This is a genomic window from Streptomyces longwoodensis (assembly GCF_001514125.1).
Taxonomy (GTDB): domain Bacteria; phylum Actinomycetota; class Actinomycetes; order Streptomycetales; family Streptomycetaceae; genus Streptomyces; species Streptomyces longwoodensis.
The window spans coordinates 594,515-607,079 of the sequence record NZ_KQ948550.1 but is presented as its reverse complement, the minus strand read 5'-3'; the positions used below and the strand labels follow the sequence as shown (position 1 = coordinate 607,079).

Annotated in this window: 12 protein-coding genes and 1 pseudogene; 6 read left to right on the top strand and 7 right to left on the bottom strand. The window is 68.4% G+C overall.

The window, feature by feature from the left end; genetic code table 11:
• From AQJ30_RS39210 to fdxA, 3 genes and pseudogenes are all read left to right on the top strand, one after another.
• A pseudogene (locus tag AQJ30_RS39210) lies at window positions 1–371 on the top strand (2-oxoacid:acceptor oxidoreductase subunit alpha); the annotation flags it as partial.
• Window positions 361–1,419, top strand: coding sequence for a 2-oxoacid:ferredoxin oxidoreductase subunit beta (locus AQJ30_RS07575; protein WP_067230195.1), 1,059 nt, complete (start codon window positions 361–363; stop codon window positions 1,417–1,419). The pseudogene AQJ30_RS39210 and the gene AQJ30_RS07575, both read left to right, overlap by 11 nt.
• Entirely contained in the window at window positions 1,416–1,739 is a 324-nt protein-coding gene (gene fdxA, locus AQJ30_RS07570; RefSeq protein ID WP_067230193.1) for a ferredoxin, read from the top strand. The genes AQJ30_RS07575 and fdxA overlap by 4 nt, the downstream gene beginning before the upstream one ends.
• Window positions 1,740–1,868: 129 nt before the next feature.
• Here the strand turns inward: fdxA and AQJ30_RS07565 are convergent, their stop codons facing one another.
• The 4 genes from AQJ30_RS07565 to AQJ30_RS07550 form a co-directional block, all read right to left on the bottom strand.
• A complete protein-coding gene (locus AQJ30_RS07565) occupies window positions 1,869–2,648 on the bottom strand; it encodes an exodeoxyribonuclease III (RefSeq protein ID WP_067230191.1) in 780 nt (259 codons plus the stop codon).
• Window positions 2,649–2,685: 37 nt separating this feature from the next.
• Window positions 2,686–3,321: an MBL fold metallo-hydrolase gene (locus AQJ30_RS07560; RefSeq protein ID WP_067230189.1), complete on the bottom strand. Its 636-nt coding sequence runs from the start codon at window positions 3,319–3,321 to the stop codon at window positions 2,686–2,688.
• A gap of 110 nt (window positions 3,322–3,431) precedes the next feature.
• A complete protein-coding gene (gene pcaDC / locus AQJ30_RS07555; RefSeq protein WP_067230188.1) occupies window positions 3,432–4,754 on the bottom strand; it encodes a bifunctional 3-oxoadipate enol-lactonase/4-carboxymuconolactone decarboxylase PcaDC in 1,323 nt (440 codons plus the stop codon).
• A gap of 492 nt (window positions 4,755–5,246) precedes the next feature.
• Window positions 5,247–6,464, bottom strand: coding sequence for a tyrosine-type recombinase/integrase (locus AQJ30_RS07550; protein ID WP_245726844.1), 1,218 nt, complete (start codon window positions 6,462–6,464; stop codon window positions 5,247–5,249).
• Between the two features lie 1,036 nt (window positions 6,465–7,500).
• On the opposite strand from AQJ30_RS07550, the gene cutA reads away from it, so the two are divergent.
• On the top strand, window positions 7,501–7,827 hold the full coding sequence (gene cutA, locus AQJ30_RS07545) for a divalent-cation tolerance protein CutA (protein WP_006143010.1): 327 nt from the start codon (window positions 7,501–7,503) through the stop codon (window positions 7,825–7,827).
• Window positions 7,828–7,892: 65 nt separating this feature from the next.
• Here cutA and AQJ30_RS07540 read toward each other — a convergent pair whose 3' ends face one another.
• Window positions 7,893–9,134 (bottom strand): helix-turn-helix transcriptional regulator, encoded by a 1,242-nt coding sequence (locus tag AQJ30_RS07540; RefSeq protein ID WP_067230185.1) that lies wholly within the window; start codon window positions 9,132–9,134, stop codon window positions 7,893–7,895.
• Between the two features lie 131 nt (window positions 9,135–9,265).
• Between AQJ30_RS07540 and AQJ30_RS39745 the strand changes: the two genes are divergently transcribed.
• The gene (locus tag AQJ30_RS39745) at window positions 9,266–9,775 is read left to right on the top strand and encodes an ATP-binding protein (protein ID WP_079083905.1); all 510 of its coding nucleotides are present in this window, start codon (window positions 9,266–9,268) and stop codon (window positions 9,773–9,775) included.
• 62 nt (window positions 9,776–9,837) lie between these two features.
• On the opposite strand, the gene AQJ30_RS07530 is transcribed toward AQJ30_RS39745, so the two are convergent.
• On the bottom strand, window positions 9,838–10,338 hold the full coding sequence (locus AQJ30_RS07530) for an SAM-dependent methyltransferase (protein ID WP_055493703.1): 501 nt from the start codon (window positions 10,336–10,338) through the stop codon (window positions 9,838–9,840).
• Between the two features lie 72 nt (window positions 10,339–10,410).
• Window positions 10,411–11,799, bottom strand: coding sequence for an NsdA family TPR-like regulatory protein (locus AQJ30_RS07525; protein ID WP_211278952.1), 1,389 nt, complete (start codon window positions 11,797–11,799; stop codon window positions 10,411–10,413).
• 484 nt (window positions 11,800–12,283) lie between these two features.
• On the opposite strand from AQJ30_RS07525, the gene AQJ30_RS39195 reads away from it, so the two are divergent.
• Complete coding sequence (locus tag AQJ30_RS39195) at window positions 12,284–12,484, top strand: hypothetical protein (protein ID WP_245726862.1); 201 nt, start codon at window positions 12,284–12,286, stop codon at window positions 12,482–12,484.
• Window positions 12,485–12,565: the final 81 nt, after the last annotated feature.

Sequence of the window (12,565 nt, the reverse complement as noted above, 5' to 3'; positions counted from 1 at the left end):
GCCAGGCCAAGATCGACGGGATCGACGTACCGGACCTCCAGGTCGACGACCCGCACGGCGCCCGCACCCTGGTGCTCGGCTGGGGTTCCACCTACGGGCCGATCACCGCCGCCGTACGCCGGCTGCGCACGGCCGGGGAGTCCATCGCGCAGGCCCACCTGCGCCACCTCAACCCCTTCCCGCACAACCTCGGCACGGTCCTGGCCCGGTACGAACGCGTGGTCGTCCCCGAGATGAACCTCGGCCAGCTCGCCGGGCTGCTCCGGGCGAGGTACCTGGTGGACGCACGGTCGCACACGCAGGTCAACGGCATGCCGTTCAAGGCGGAACAGCTCGCGCAGGCTCTCAAGGAGGCCCTCCATGCCCGTTGAGGCACTCACCCTCGTGCCGAAGGCCGAGGCCCGGCAGACCCCGAAGGACTTCAAGTCCGACCAGGAAGTGCGCTGGTGCCCCGGCTGCGGTGACTACGCGATCCTCGCCGCGGTGCAGGGCTTCATGCCCGAACTCGGCCTGGCCCGCGAGAACATCGTCTTCGTCTCCGGCATCGGCTGCTCCTCCCGCTTCCCGTACTACATGAACACCTACGGGATGCACTCCATCCACGGCCGCGCCCCCGCCATCGCCACCGGCCTCGCCGCCTCCCGCCGCGACCTCAGCGTCTGGGTCGTCACCGGCGACGGTGACGCCCTCTCCATCGGCGGCAACCACCTCATCCACGCCCTGCGCCGCAACGTCAACCTCAAGATCCTCCTCTTCAACAACCGCATCTACGGCCTCACCAAGGGCCAGTACTCGCCCACCTCCGAGGTCGGCAAGATCACCAAGTCGACGCCGATGGGCTCCCTCGACGCCCCCTTCAACCCGGTCTCCCTCGCCCTCGGCGCCGAGGCGTCCTTCGTCGCCCGCACCGTCGACTCCGACCGCAAACACCTCACCGAGACCCTCCGCCAGGCCGCCGCCCACCCCGGCACCGCACTCATCGAGATCTACCAGAACTGCAACATCTTCAACGACGGCGCCTATGACGTCCTGAAGGACAAGCAGTCCGCCGAAGAGGCCGTGATCCGCCTGGAACACGGCCGGCCCATCCGCTTCGGCGCGGACGGCGCGCGCGGTGTCGTGCGCGACCGCGCCACCGGAGACCTGGAGGTGGTCACCGTGACCCCGGACAACGAGTCCGACGTCCTCGTGCACGACGCGCACGCGGCCACGCCCACCACCGCGTTCGCGCTGTCCCGGCTGGCCGACCCCACGACGCTGAACCACACCCCCATCGGGGTGTTCCGCTCCGTCGAACGGCCCGTCTACGACACGTTGATGGCCGACCAGCTCGACACCGCGATCGAGCAGCACGGCAAGGGCGACCTCGCCCTGCTGCTCGCCGGCAACGACACCTGGACCGTGGAGAGTGCCTCATGACCTACGTCATCGCGCAGCCCTGCGTCGACCTCAAGGACAAGGCGTGCGTCGACGAGTGCCCCGTCGACTGCATCTACGAGGGCGCCCGCAAGCTGTACATCAACCCGGACGAATGCGTGGACTGCGGCGCCTGCGAGCCGGTGTGCCCCGTCGAGGCGATCTACTTCGAGGACGACCTGCCCGACGGCTGGACGGACTTCCGCCGGGCGGACACGGAGTTCTTCGCCGACCTGGGCGCCCCCGGCGGCGCGGCCGGGGTGGGCCCGGCCGACCGCGACCACCCGGTGGTGGCGGAGCTGCCGGTGCCGGCGTCGTCGTGACGGGGCGGGCCGGGAGGACCGGCCCGCATCACCGAGCCGACGGCGGCCGTGCGTGGCCGCGCATCCATGGCCCCGCACGCGTGGCCGCGCTTCCGGAACCTCGTGTCCGTGGCGGCCTCGCGTCCGCCGCTACACGTCCAGGTCGACGACGACCGGTGCGTGGTCCGAGGCGCCCTTGCCCTTGCGCTCCTCGCGGTCCACGTAGGCGTCCTTGACGGCCTGGGCGAACGGGGCGTTGCCGTAGACCAGGTCGATGCGCATGCCGCGGTTCTTGGGGAAGGCGAGCTGGCGGTAGTCCCAGTAGGTGAAGGGCTGGTCGTACTTCAGCGGGCGCGGCACCACGTCGGTGAGGCCGGCCTCGCGCAGGGCGGTGAGGGCGGCGCGCTCGGCCGGCGTGACGTGCGTGGAGCCCTCGAAGGCGGAGGCGTCGAAGACGTCGTCGTCGGTCGGCGCGACGTTGTAGTCGCCGAGCACGGCGAACGGGCGGGAGCCCTGCGCGTCGCCCGCCACGGCGGCCCGCAGGGCCTCGAACCACTCCAGCTTGTACGCGTAGTGCGGGTGGCCCACCTCGCGGCCGTTCGGCACGTAGACCGACCAGACGCGGACCGGGCCGCAGGTCGCGGAGAGCGCGCGGGGCTCCACCGCGCCGTCGTAGCCGGGGTCGCCGGGCAGGCCCTTGACGACGTCCTCGATGCCGACGCGGGAGAGCACCGCCACGCCGTTCCACCGGCCGGTGGCGTGGACCGCCGCCTCGTAGCCCAGCTCGCGCAGGGGCTCGAACGGGAACTGCTCCTCGGCGACCTTGGCCTCCTGGAGGCACAGCACGTCGGTGCCGCTGCTCTCCAGCCAGGCCAGCAGCCTCGGCAGGCGTGCGGTGATCGAGTTCACGTTCCAGGTCGCGATGCGCATGGTCCCCAACCTACCCGGAGGGTCCGACAACCCGGCCTCAGAGGTCGGCGGTGCCCCCGGGGGCGAGCCGCAGGTGCTCGGAGCCGCCCAGGTTGCCGAGGTGGGTGTCGTAGATCGGCCGGGCGAGGTCCGTCAGGAGCGCGTCGTGGACGTCGTAGACCCGGCGGGGCGCGACCTCGCGCACGTAGTCGATCACCTCGGAGATCTTGCTCCAGGGTGCCTGCACCGGGACCAGCAGGGTCTCCACGGCGTGGTCGGGCACGGTGAGGGCGTCGCCGGGGTGGAAGACGAGGCCGTCGTCGACCAGGTAGCCGACGTTGGTGACGCGCGGCAGGTCGGGGTGGATGACGGCGTGCAGCTCGCCGTGGACCTGCACGTCGAAGCCGGCGGCGGTGAAGGTGTCGCCGTGGCCGACGGTGTGGACGCGGCCCGGGTACGCCGCGGCGAGCTGCTCGGCGACGGACCGCAGGGCCCACAGCTCGGCGGCCGGGTCGGCGTCGAGGGCGGCGCGCAGGCGGCCCTCGTGGAAGTGGTCGGGGTGCTCGTGGGTGACGAGGATCGCGTCGGCGCCGGCCGCGGCGTCCTCCTCGCTGAACCCGCCGGGGTCGAGGACGAGGGTGCGCCCGTCCTTCTCCAGCCGGACGCACGCGTGCGACATCTTCGTGAGCTTCATGGGTCCATCCTGCCGGGTGGGGCGCCGAGCGGGCGTGAGGCGGCGGGTGGGCCCCGCCGCACCCCCGGCGCAGGCGGCCGCCCGGCCTCCTGGCTCCCCGAGGCCACGGCCTACTCCCGCGGGGTGGTCTCCTCGCGGATGACCTGCTGGGCGATCCGGAAGGCGTCGGTGGCGGCGGGGACGCCGCAGTAGACCGCCGTCTGGAGCAGCACTTCCTTGATCTCGTCCGGGGTGAGCCCGTTGCGCAGGGCGGCGCGGATGTGGACGGCCAGCTGCTCCGGGTGCCCGCCGGCGACCAGCGCGGTGAGTGCCACGCAGCTGCGCGAGCGCCGGTCGAGGCCGGGGCGGTCCCAGACGTCGCCCCAGACGTAGCGGGTGAGGAACTCCTGGTAGTCCTCGGAGAAGGCGTCGGCCTGCGCGAGCTCCCGGTCCACGTGCGCGTCCCCGAGGACCTCGCGGCGGACCTTCAGGCCCGCGTCGTAGGCGTCGGCGCGGCTGCCGCCGGGCGGCGCGGCCGGGGCGGGCGCGATCTCCGCGACGGGGGCGACGGGCTGCGGCGGCACGACGGGGGCGCGCGGGGGCATGGCGCCCATCGGCACCATGCCGGTCATGCCGGGCAGCGCGGTCTGGCCGGTGCTCACGTCGTAGGCGGGCTGCCAGGCGGTGGAGAAGTGCCGCACCAACAGGTCGGTGACGGCCGCGGGCTGCTCCACGGGCACCAGGTGCGAGGCGCCGGGTACGACGGCCAGGCGGGCGTCGGGGATGCCGGCGACCAGCGTACGGGCCTCGGCGGGGCCGGTGACCTGGTCGTCGGAGCCGACGAGGACGAGGGTGGGCACGCCGACCCGGCCGAGTTCGGCGCGGACGTCGAAGGAGGCGAGCGCCTCGCAGGCGGCGATGTAGCAGCCGGGGTCGGTGGTGCGCACCATCTGCACGGCCCAGTCGGTGATCGCGGGCTGGGCGGCCGCGAAGCCGCCGGTGAACCAGCGGTCGGGCGAACTGCGCGCGATCGGGTCGAGGCCGTTGGTGCGGACGACGACGCCGCGCTGGCGGAACTCGTCGGCCGAGCCGAACCGCGGCGAGGCCGCGATCAGCGCCAGCGAGGCGAGCCGGTCGGGGTGCCGGAGCGCCAGCTCGACACCGACCGCCCCGCCGAGCGCGCAGCCCGCGTAGCCGAACCGCTGGACGCCGAGCGCGTCCAGGGTGACCAGCAGCCGCGCGGTCAGCTCGGCGACCGACCCGGCGGGGTGGGCGGGCGCCCCGCCGTGCCCCGGCAGGTCGAACCGCAGGACACGCCACTGCTGGGCCAGTTCGGGCACCTGACGGTCCCACATGTGCCATGTGGTACCCAGTGAGGGACCCAAGATCAGGACCGGAGCGTCTTCTGGCCCGTCAAAGCGGTATTGCAGGGTGTTCGGGGGTGTCTCACTCACGCCCCAGACCCTCTCACGTCTCACGAAATCTCACACGGCCAGGTGAACCCGGCGGCTCGTGACCCTCGCGGCGCGGCACGCCCGGCACCGCCGAGACCCTCATGGGTCCACGTACGGGTTCTTCGATGTGCACGCCTGACCGTGGGGACAGCGCGTCCTCCCGGCTCGCGCACCCTCCCAATCCCTGCGCCGCACAGCTTCCCACCCTCGGCACGGCTTCCAGACGGTCTGGTTTGCAGCAAAGCGTGTAGTGCCGTCCCCAAGGATCGGCATGACGCACCTGAAAACCTTCCGGGATTCACCGACGAACAGCCCGAACGCCACACGGCGGGCAAGCTCTGCCTTGCCTCGCAGGAGGGGAGACGTTGGCCGTAGCCTGGCCGCCCCTCCCCCCTTGCCGTCGCTGGTCCACAGCCAGCAGCGGCCTCCCGGGTCCACTCGATTTGACTGCCATACGGCTGGGCAGGTCACTCAATCGGCAGGCCGCCTGAGTCACGCTTGCCCCTCCGTCGCCGCACCGTGCAGGCCGTCCCACGTTGTGGCGGCTCCGCGGAGGTCCTCCACGTCCGGCTTCACGTACCACTTCTTGGTGGTCTTGACGTTCGTGTGTCCGGCCCACCGGGCAAGGATGTGATCCGGCACGCCCTTGTTGGCGAGGTATGTGAGGCAGGAGGAGCGAGCGTCGTAGAGGCGCACTCTGCGGAGCTCAAGGATCTCCATGAGCCGGTAAGCGCGTCTGCGGAGCTGCTTGATCGTGAAGGCTTCCCCGGTCTCGTGCACCACGACGTATCCGGAATCCGAGTAAGCCTCACCGAGGACGAGCTTCTCCTTGGCTTGGAGAGCCCTGAACGACTTGAGGGCAGCCAGCACCGGTGCCGGCAAAGGAAGATCCCGTTCCCCGGCCAGGGACTTGGTGTCCTTCTCCACAACGTACCGATTCCCCATCATTGTCCGCGTGTTGGCTATGGTGATCGTGGCGACTTCCAAGTCCACGTCTTCCCATCGGAGTCCGCAGACTTCAGCCGGACGTAGACCCATGAGGGACAGCAAGAGAGCAGCGTAAAGCCTTTCTGTCCGGACACCGTGAATGAACGTCTGAATCTCCTGCACGTTCCACGGCTTCACCTCCTGCTTCTTCTTTCGCTCTTCTTTACGTGCCCTACGTGGGATGGTCACATGTTGGGCTACATTCATGGTTACTAGCCGACGCGTAACGGCTCGATTCAGGGCGTCCTTCAATCGGGCGAGACTCATCTCCACGCTGGTCACTCCAAGCGGAGTACCTGCTTTGTCACCGCGCACCCGCCCATGCCTCAACGCCCAGTGCATCCAATTTTCTACATCTTCCTCGGTGAGTTCTTGAAGCCGGATGCGCCCCAACCTCCCCCGAACTCGATCGAGGGTAACCCGATAGTTGTAAATAGTGGTCTCTTCCAGATCCTCTGCCTTCATGGCCAGCCACTGATCAAGCCACTCATTTACATTTATCTGGTTGGGCGGTACGAACGTCCCTTCCTCGCGGCGGTTGATGATGCGCGCGTACTCAGCCTTCGCCTCCTTGAGAGTGGTGAACGTACGAGTCAGCTGTTTGCGCCTCCCGGTGGCAGGGTCGATGCCTACGTCGACTACGAACCGGTAGCGCACCTGTCCCCTGGAGTTGGGTGGAAGCTTCTTGATCGGAACGGACAGGGGGTACTCACTCTCCTTCAAGGGGACCTGCACGAGCAGGGCGCCGGATCATCTGGCTGGCACCAGACCAGTGCCATTCCGTTTCAAGGGCTACTGAGTTCGCTGCAGCTCCGCCGCCAAGCACAGCCGCGCATGCGAACGTCCTCAAGGAACCTCACGATCGCCGGTTTTGCTAACCGGCGATCGTCGTCTATGTTGCGCACCGCATCACGAAGGCAGCATCTGCTTAGGCTCGCCGCAGCCAGGGCCAGCCGACGCGCAACCAGGTGCGCGCCGTCCGTGGCGAGCACGAGCAGACCGTCATCGGTGAGGCGGTCGAGATTCCCGGCAGCGAGTCGCTCGTCCTGATGGCGAGTGCCACTTGCAGTGTTGCGGCGCCAAGACGTGCCGCACGGTATGCGAGAGCGGCACTGACGCTGCGATAGCCGGGTTGCAACAAGTCCTCGCCGAACAGGCCAGCCACGCAAAGGCAGACGCACAGCTCGGCGGAAAGGGTCCCGTAGTCGCCGGCTGCCTGGCTGTACCAGGCGTTCAGACGCGCCGCGCGTATAAAGAGCGGGTGCAGTGAAGCGAGCGGATCGAATAGCGGAGTCAGACAGGCGGACCTCCCCAAGTAGGAGCCTGCCAGCAAGGCAGTCACACGGGTGCAGGATTCCAAGGCGTTTCGCAACCTGGGCCGCAGTGGAGCATCTGCACATCCTGGCCTGGTGTTTTCCGGGACGTTGTACGTTGACATGGTCCGGACGGAGGTATCCAGTCCTGTGGTCCTATTTCTCGTCTGCCGTGAGCGAATGGCCGCCGACAGCCAGCAAATCCTCCTGCGGTGGGCTTGCGAAGCGCACGGGCCCGGCGCCTGCATAATGCAGCCGCACGACCTCGTTGATGAGAACCTGCCACCGCGGTGCCGAAGCGACGCGCCACCCCGCATGGCCCACCGGCACCTGACTGGTACAGGCACGTGGTCGAGCCTCACTCGCCTTGAGGGGTGGCTACCAGCTTTCGGAGTGCCCTGGACGGCTGGGTAGGGTCGCGGTACCCAAGCTGGAGAGGTAGTTGCATGGCCCACGATATTGTGATTGCGCAGACGACCAGCGACGACGAGGGGCAGGCGACGATGCTGGCCCGAGGTGCGGTCGAGAGCAAGCTTGCAGCGGGAGTTCACATTGATGCGCCAATCACCGCCTTCTACTGGTGGAAGGGGAAGGTCGAGGCGGCGCGAGAGTGGCGCATCTCGTATATGACTACGACGGACCGTCTACCCGCGCTAGAAGCGTGGGTGCACGAGAAGCACTCGTACGACGTCCCTCAATGGATCACTCTGCCCGTAACCGGCGGGTCGGAGGCGTACCTGTCCTGGGTCTTCGAGGAGACGGAATCGGACTGAGGAGCCACGGGCCGGGCGTCGGCGGCGTTGGCCCCCTGGGCGTGCCGCGTACCACCCGAGGTGGATCAGGATGCGAACCGCCGGAAATGAACGGCAAGTTCGTGTTCGCTGTCAGGAAGCCACGCTGCAATAGCCGCCGCCCGCTCCTTGCCCATGGTGTTGGGCTTGGCCTGTGCCGCCGCAGCAAACTGGCGTGCCACGTAGACGCCTTGGTCGACGTCACCCCCACGCAGTAGGGCCGAAGCGAGATCACCGAGGACCACGACGCCCCCGTCCGGTAGTCCGTCTCCGAGGCGGTCGACCGCGGTATCAGCTGTGGACGTGAGCTCGGGACGCCTCAGCTGGCCGTACACGGACAGGGCCAACGAGTCCATGCGGTATGGGGTCACGAACCTGACCCATGCCTGCTCGCTGGCGTGGTCCGCGAAATCGTAAGCGAAGCGCGCTCGGGCTAACGCCCGGAGCGCCCCCACCTCGTCGCCGGCCGCCGCAGCTTCTTCCGCATGCCTACCGAGAACCCAGGCGGCAGCAGTAGCGTTACCGTGGCCGCGCACGTCGTTGGCGGCTTGGGAGAGGAACTCCATCTTCGCCTTTGGCGTCAAAGCGCCGTAGCTGCTGTAGGTCAGGGCCAGGGCCCGGAGTGGAGGATGCCCGGCAGCCGCAGCGCACTGCGACGTGACTTTGTAGTAGGCGTTGGCTTTGTCGTGCTCCCCCAGGTCCCAGGCCACCCAACCGGCCAGAGCGGCGGTTTCTCCGGCGGCGATGGTGAGAGCGCCTTCGTGATCGCCTGCACGAGGCAGGGCCGCAGTGATCGCGTCAAGATGCGACTCGACCGTTTTTTGTAGCCGCCGCGCGCTGAGGTTGAGTTCCTGGACGTGCAGTTCAGCGGCTCGGTCGATGAGCGCGGCGGCAGCGGGCGAATCGATCTTGGCCCCCTTGCTGAGGGCGAAGGCGAGGCGCCCCCAAGGCTCGGCGGCCACGCTCACGCCGATGGTGGCGCTACCCAGGAGCGTGCGACGCTTCACGGCGTCTTGCTCCTCCCCTGCATCGGCATGCCCCTTTCTCTTCCGAGCGCGGGCGGCCTTGGCCTCTCCCTGTAGCTCCTCGAAGGGGACACCGCAGGCCGCCGCGATGTGGCCGATCGTGTGGTTGGTAGGAATGTTCTCGAAGTTCTCATAACGGCTGATCTCTCGGCGGGTCATGGTGTCCCGGCCGGAGACAGCGTTGATCGCCTCCGCCTGCTCCTCCTGAGTCCGGCCCGCCTCCTGCCGAAGCCGGAGGAGCAGGTCGGCGAACGGGTCTGGCATGAGTGTGACCTCTGTTGGTGGGCGGAATCCAATCATGGCCTCAATTCCCCCCTGCAGTTTCCCCCTTGACATATTTTTCCCCCTCTGGATTCCCCTGGTCGACGGCGTCGCCGCGCGGTGCTATAGCCCACATGACCAGGCTCCAAGAGGCGGCCCCGCCCGGCGGGGGCATCCGTAGCTGTGCGGCTACAGCAGGCGCGTCATGCGTCAGGCCGGTTCAGTATGATGAGCCCGGCGCATGGGCGAGGGCAGAGGTACCGGCGGCATCCCATGCCTGTCAGGCGGCCCTTCTCCCCGACCTCGCGAAGGTCGGGGAGATGCGGCGCATAGCCAGGGCGTTCCTGCGGCGGTGCCGTGTTTCGGAGCCGGTGGCGGGGCTCGTCGTACTGGCCGTCTCGGAGCTGGTCACCAACGCCGTAGTCCACGGTGAGGGCGAAGTCGTGCTCCGCATCACGGTGGGCGTCGACGTGGTGCGTGCCTCGGTAACCGACCACAACCCGGCGCCCGCTGTGCTCAAAGAAGCCGGACCCGACGGTGAATCGGGGCGCGGGATCCGGCTGGTCGATGCGATCTCAGACGCATGGGAGAGCAGCGGCGAGGAGACGTGGTGTGAGTTCCAAGACGCGAGGGCTGCAGCTTGAGCCAGACCTCCAGTTGGTTGCCGACGATGCAAATGGCAAGCCGGGCAGCTCAGTCGCTTCTGTCACACAGGGCGCTCCGAGGGCCGTTCGCTTGCCTTCGCCCAGTAATTCGGTTCGAGCATCTCGCCGGGCCAGGCGGGCTGACGGATCGGGCCACGAGGCCCCATCTGTTCGAAGTACGGTGCCAAGTCGATCACGGGCGTTCCGTCTACAGCATCGAGATCGGTGACCAACAGGTCCCGTCCCTCGACCTCGAGCAGCCGCGGGTAGCTGATCGCCAGTTGATTGGGACGCCGATGGTTGCGGTGGACGAAGGTACCGGTCGACGGCCAGTCCGGATTCCCGCGGGGGCTGCGTGCGTGGAGCTGGACGTCTTCCGGTCGCGCCAGGTGGAAGAGCCAGGTCACCGTCAGGTGGGAAAACTCTTCGATTCCCTGCAGCGTCTCAAGGGGATACGCCTCGTTGAGACGGATGACCGACTCGACTCCGCCCTGGTAATCGTCCTGAACGCGGGTGTGGCCCCCGACCACCGTTGCGATCGATTCGACCTCGTACGTTGCCATCGGCGCTCGTTCCTCTCTAACGGGGTCGCGTATTCAGCAGCTGCCGTCAATAGCTGCGGACGTGCTCTGTGGTCAGCCTATGGCGCGCAGCATTTCCCGCGCCCGGCGGTCCAGTTCGGCGACGTGGCGGCCACCACGTTGCCGCACAGGCGAGAGGTCGCTCTGCATGCGGACGATGACGTCGCGGGCGCGGCCGGACTGGACGCCAGCCATGGCGTCCAGTGCTTGTCCCCAGGTACCACATGCCTCATCGAGGCGTCCCTGCTGGACCTGGACAGCACCGAGGTAGCCGAGCGTCACACTGTGGGTACGGGCATACTGCTGCCGCCGGCGGGTGGCGACGCTGCGCTGAAAATGCAACTCCGCGTCGAGAGGATTTCCCAGGTCTCGCAAGGCACACGCAGTCTCGTGGGCGAGGGAGGCTTCCTGGAAGAAGCTGACGCGGTCGGGGGCATCCTCGTTATCGGCACGTGCGAGGTCCCTCTCCGCGCGACTGATGGCCGCGAGAGTGCCGCGGCGGTCGCCGCCGGCGGCCAGGGCGCGGGCATGGACTACCGCGAGCAGGGCCTTCTCCCGCGAGCTGGCCTGGCCGTAGTGGGTGCGGGACATGGAGGCGTCGGCCAGGTCGAGCGCTCTGCGTGGGTGCCCGAGGTCGACTGCTTGATGGGCGAGGGCACGCAGGATGTGGCCGCCCAGCGGTCCGTCTGCGGCTTCGGCCGCAATGCGTGCGGCGAGGGTGAGGTAGCGCTGGGCGGTCCGATGCTCGGAGGCGTCGAAGGCCATCCAGCCGGCGAGGTAGGTCATCTCTGCCACGGCCGAGTACGTATCCCGGCGGTGCTGTTCCGTTCGGAACCTGCTGCCCAGGAGCGGCACCGCTTCGTCGCGAAGATGGCCGGCCAGGGCCGAGCGCCCCGAGGCTCCACCGCGCTGCTGGTCCCTCGCGGAGTAGAAGGTGGTCAGTTTGCGGACATCGTCGATGTCAGCCCGAGTCACCAGCCGGGAGGAGACTGCAGGGCGCGAGGCCGCCGTGGCCGGGGCGGCTGCCCACCATGGAGCGGCAGGCAGGACGAGGCCGGCGGCCGAGTACGCGGTGGTAGCCAACAGCTTGCGTCGGTGCATGTCCAGATCGTCGCTTCCCAGCTCGGCCAGCACGGTCAGAGGGTCGACGCTCCAGTCAGAACTACTGTCAGTGGATCCTGTCGGCCCATCTTCCAGTCCGAGGTCAGCGAGGGTGAGGCGTCGGCCGAGCCTGCGGGACAGCGTCTCACGCAGGATATGAGGCGCTCGTCCACTGGGCTTCGTGCCCTGGACCCACATGGCGATGTGGGAGCGGGAAATGGCCTCCAGTTCGCGTACACCGCTCTCCGCGGCAACGCGAGCGACCGCGACGGCTGCTTGGGGCTGGGACCAGCCCGCTTCGCGCAGGAGCGCGGCAAGGGCGACGTTTCTCTCACGGGCCATGTACTGCCCCTCGGTTCCGAAATGATCTTTGACGCCTTTGACGGCCTTGAGGGCCGCGTAGGCATACCCCCTGACAGGGATTCGCGGTTCGCTCAACGTAGCCGCAGGATCACTCACCTTGCACGTCAGTTGCCTGCGGTGCACAGCGTTCCTCGCTCAAGTTGGCTTGATTCACCTAGGAGTTGCGTCATGCGTCCCTCGCTGGCCCTTCGCCGGGCGTGCCAACTCAGTGATCACGGAAGGAGAAGCCACGCCCTTGGTGAGCCCATCCTGCGACGGGACCCGGCGGCCTCGGCAACGGAAACGGTGGCGCTCGTGCTGGGCGAGGACTCGCTCGCCGTTACCCGATACTGCCGCCGATGCGGAGGACCTCGCACTGCGGCTGCGAGGACACGTCAGCCAGCTCGGAGCTCTGACGCCTTCGCAAGAGCCAGCCCTGCTCCGTGCGCAGCAGCTCTGTTCGGGCGGCCTCCCCGATGGCTACATGCCCAGCAGGGTTCATGTGGTCAGGCTGGCCGAGGCGACCCAAGACCTTATCGCTGCCGTGCAGGCCCACGACGTGGCCCCTGCGAAGTCGGTCCAGAGACGGCGCTGGTGGAAGCCGCCGATCAACGTGCTGCGCGGCACGGTCTTCGCTCTCGCCCTCGCGTGCGTGGTTCTGGCCGCGTCGGTGCCCCGGACATGACCGCCGCCGGGGCAGTTCTAATCGCGCTGATCCTCGGTCCCATGGCGTGGCTGGCTCTTCGTGGTGAGCGAGTAACCGGCC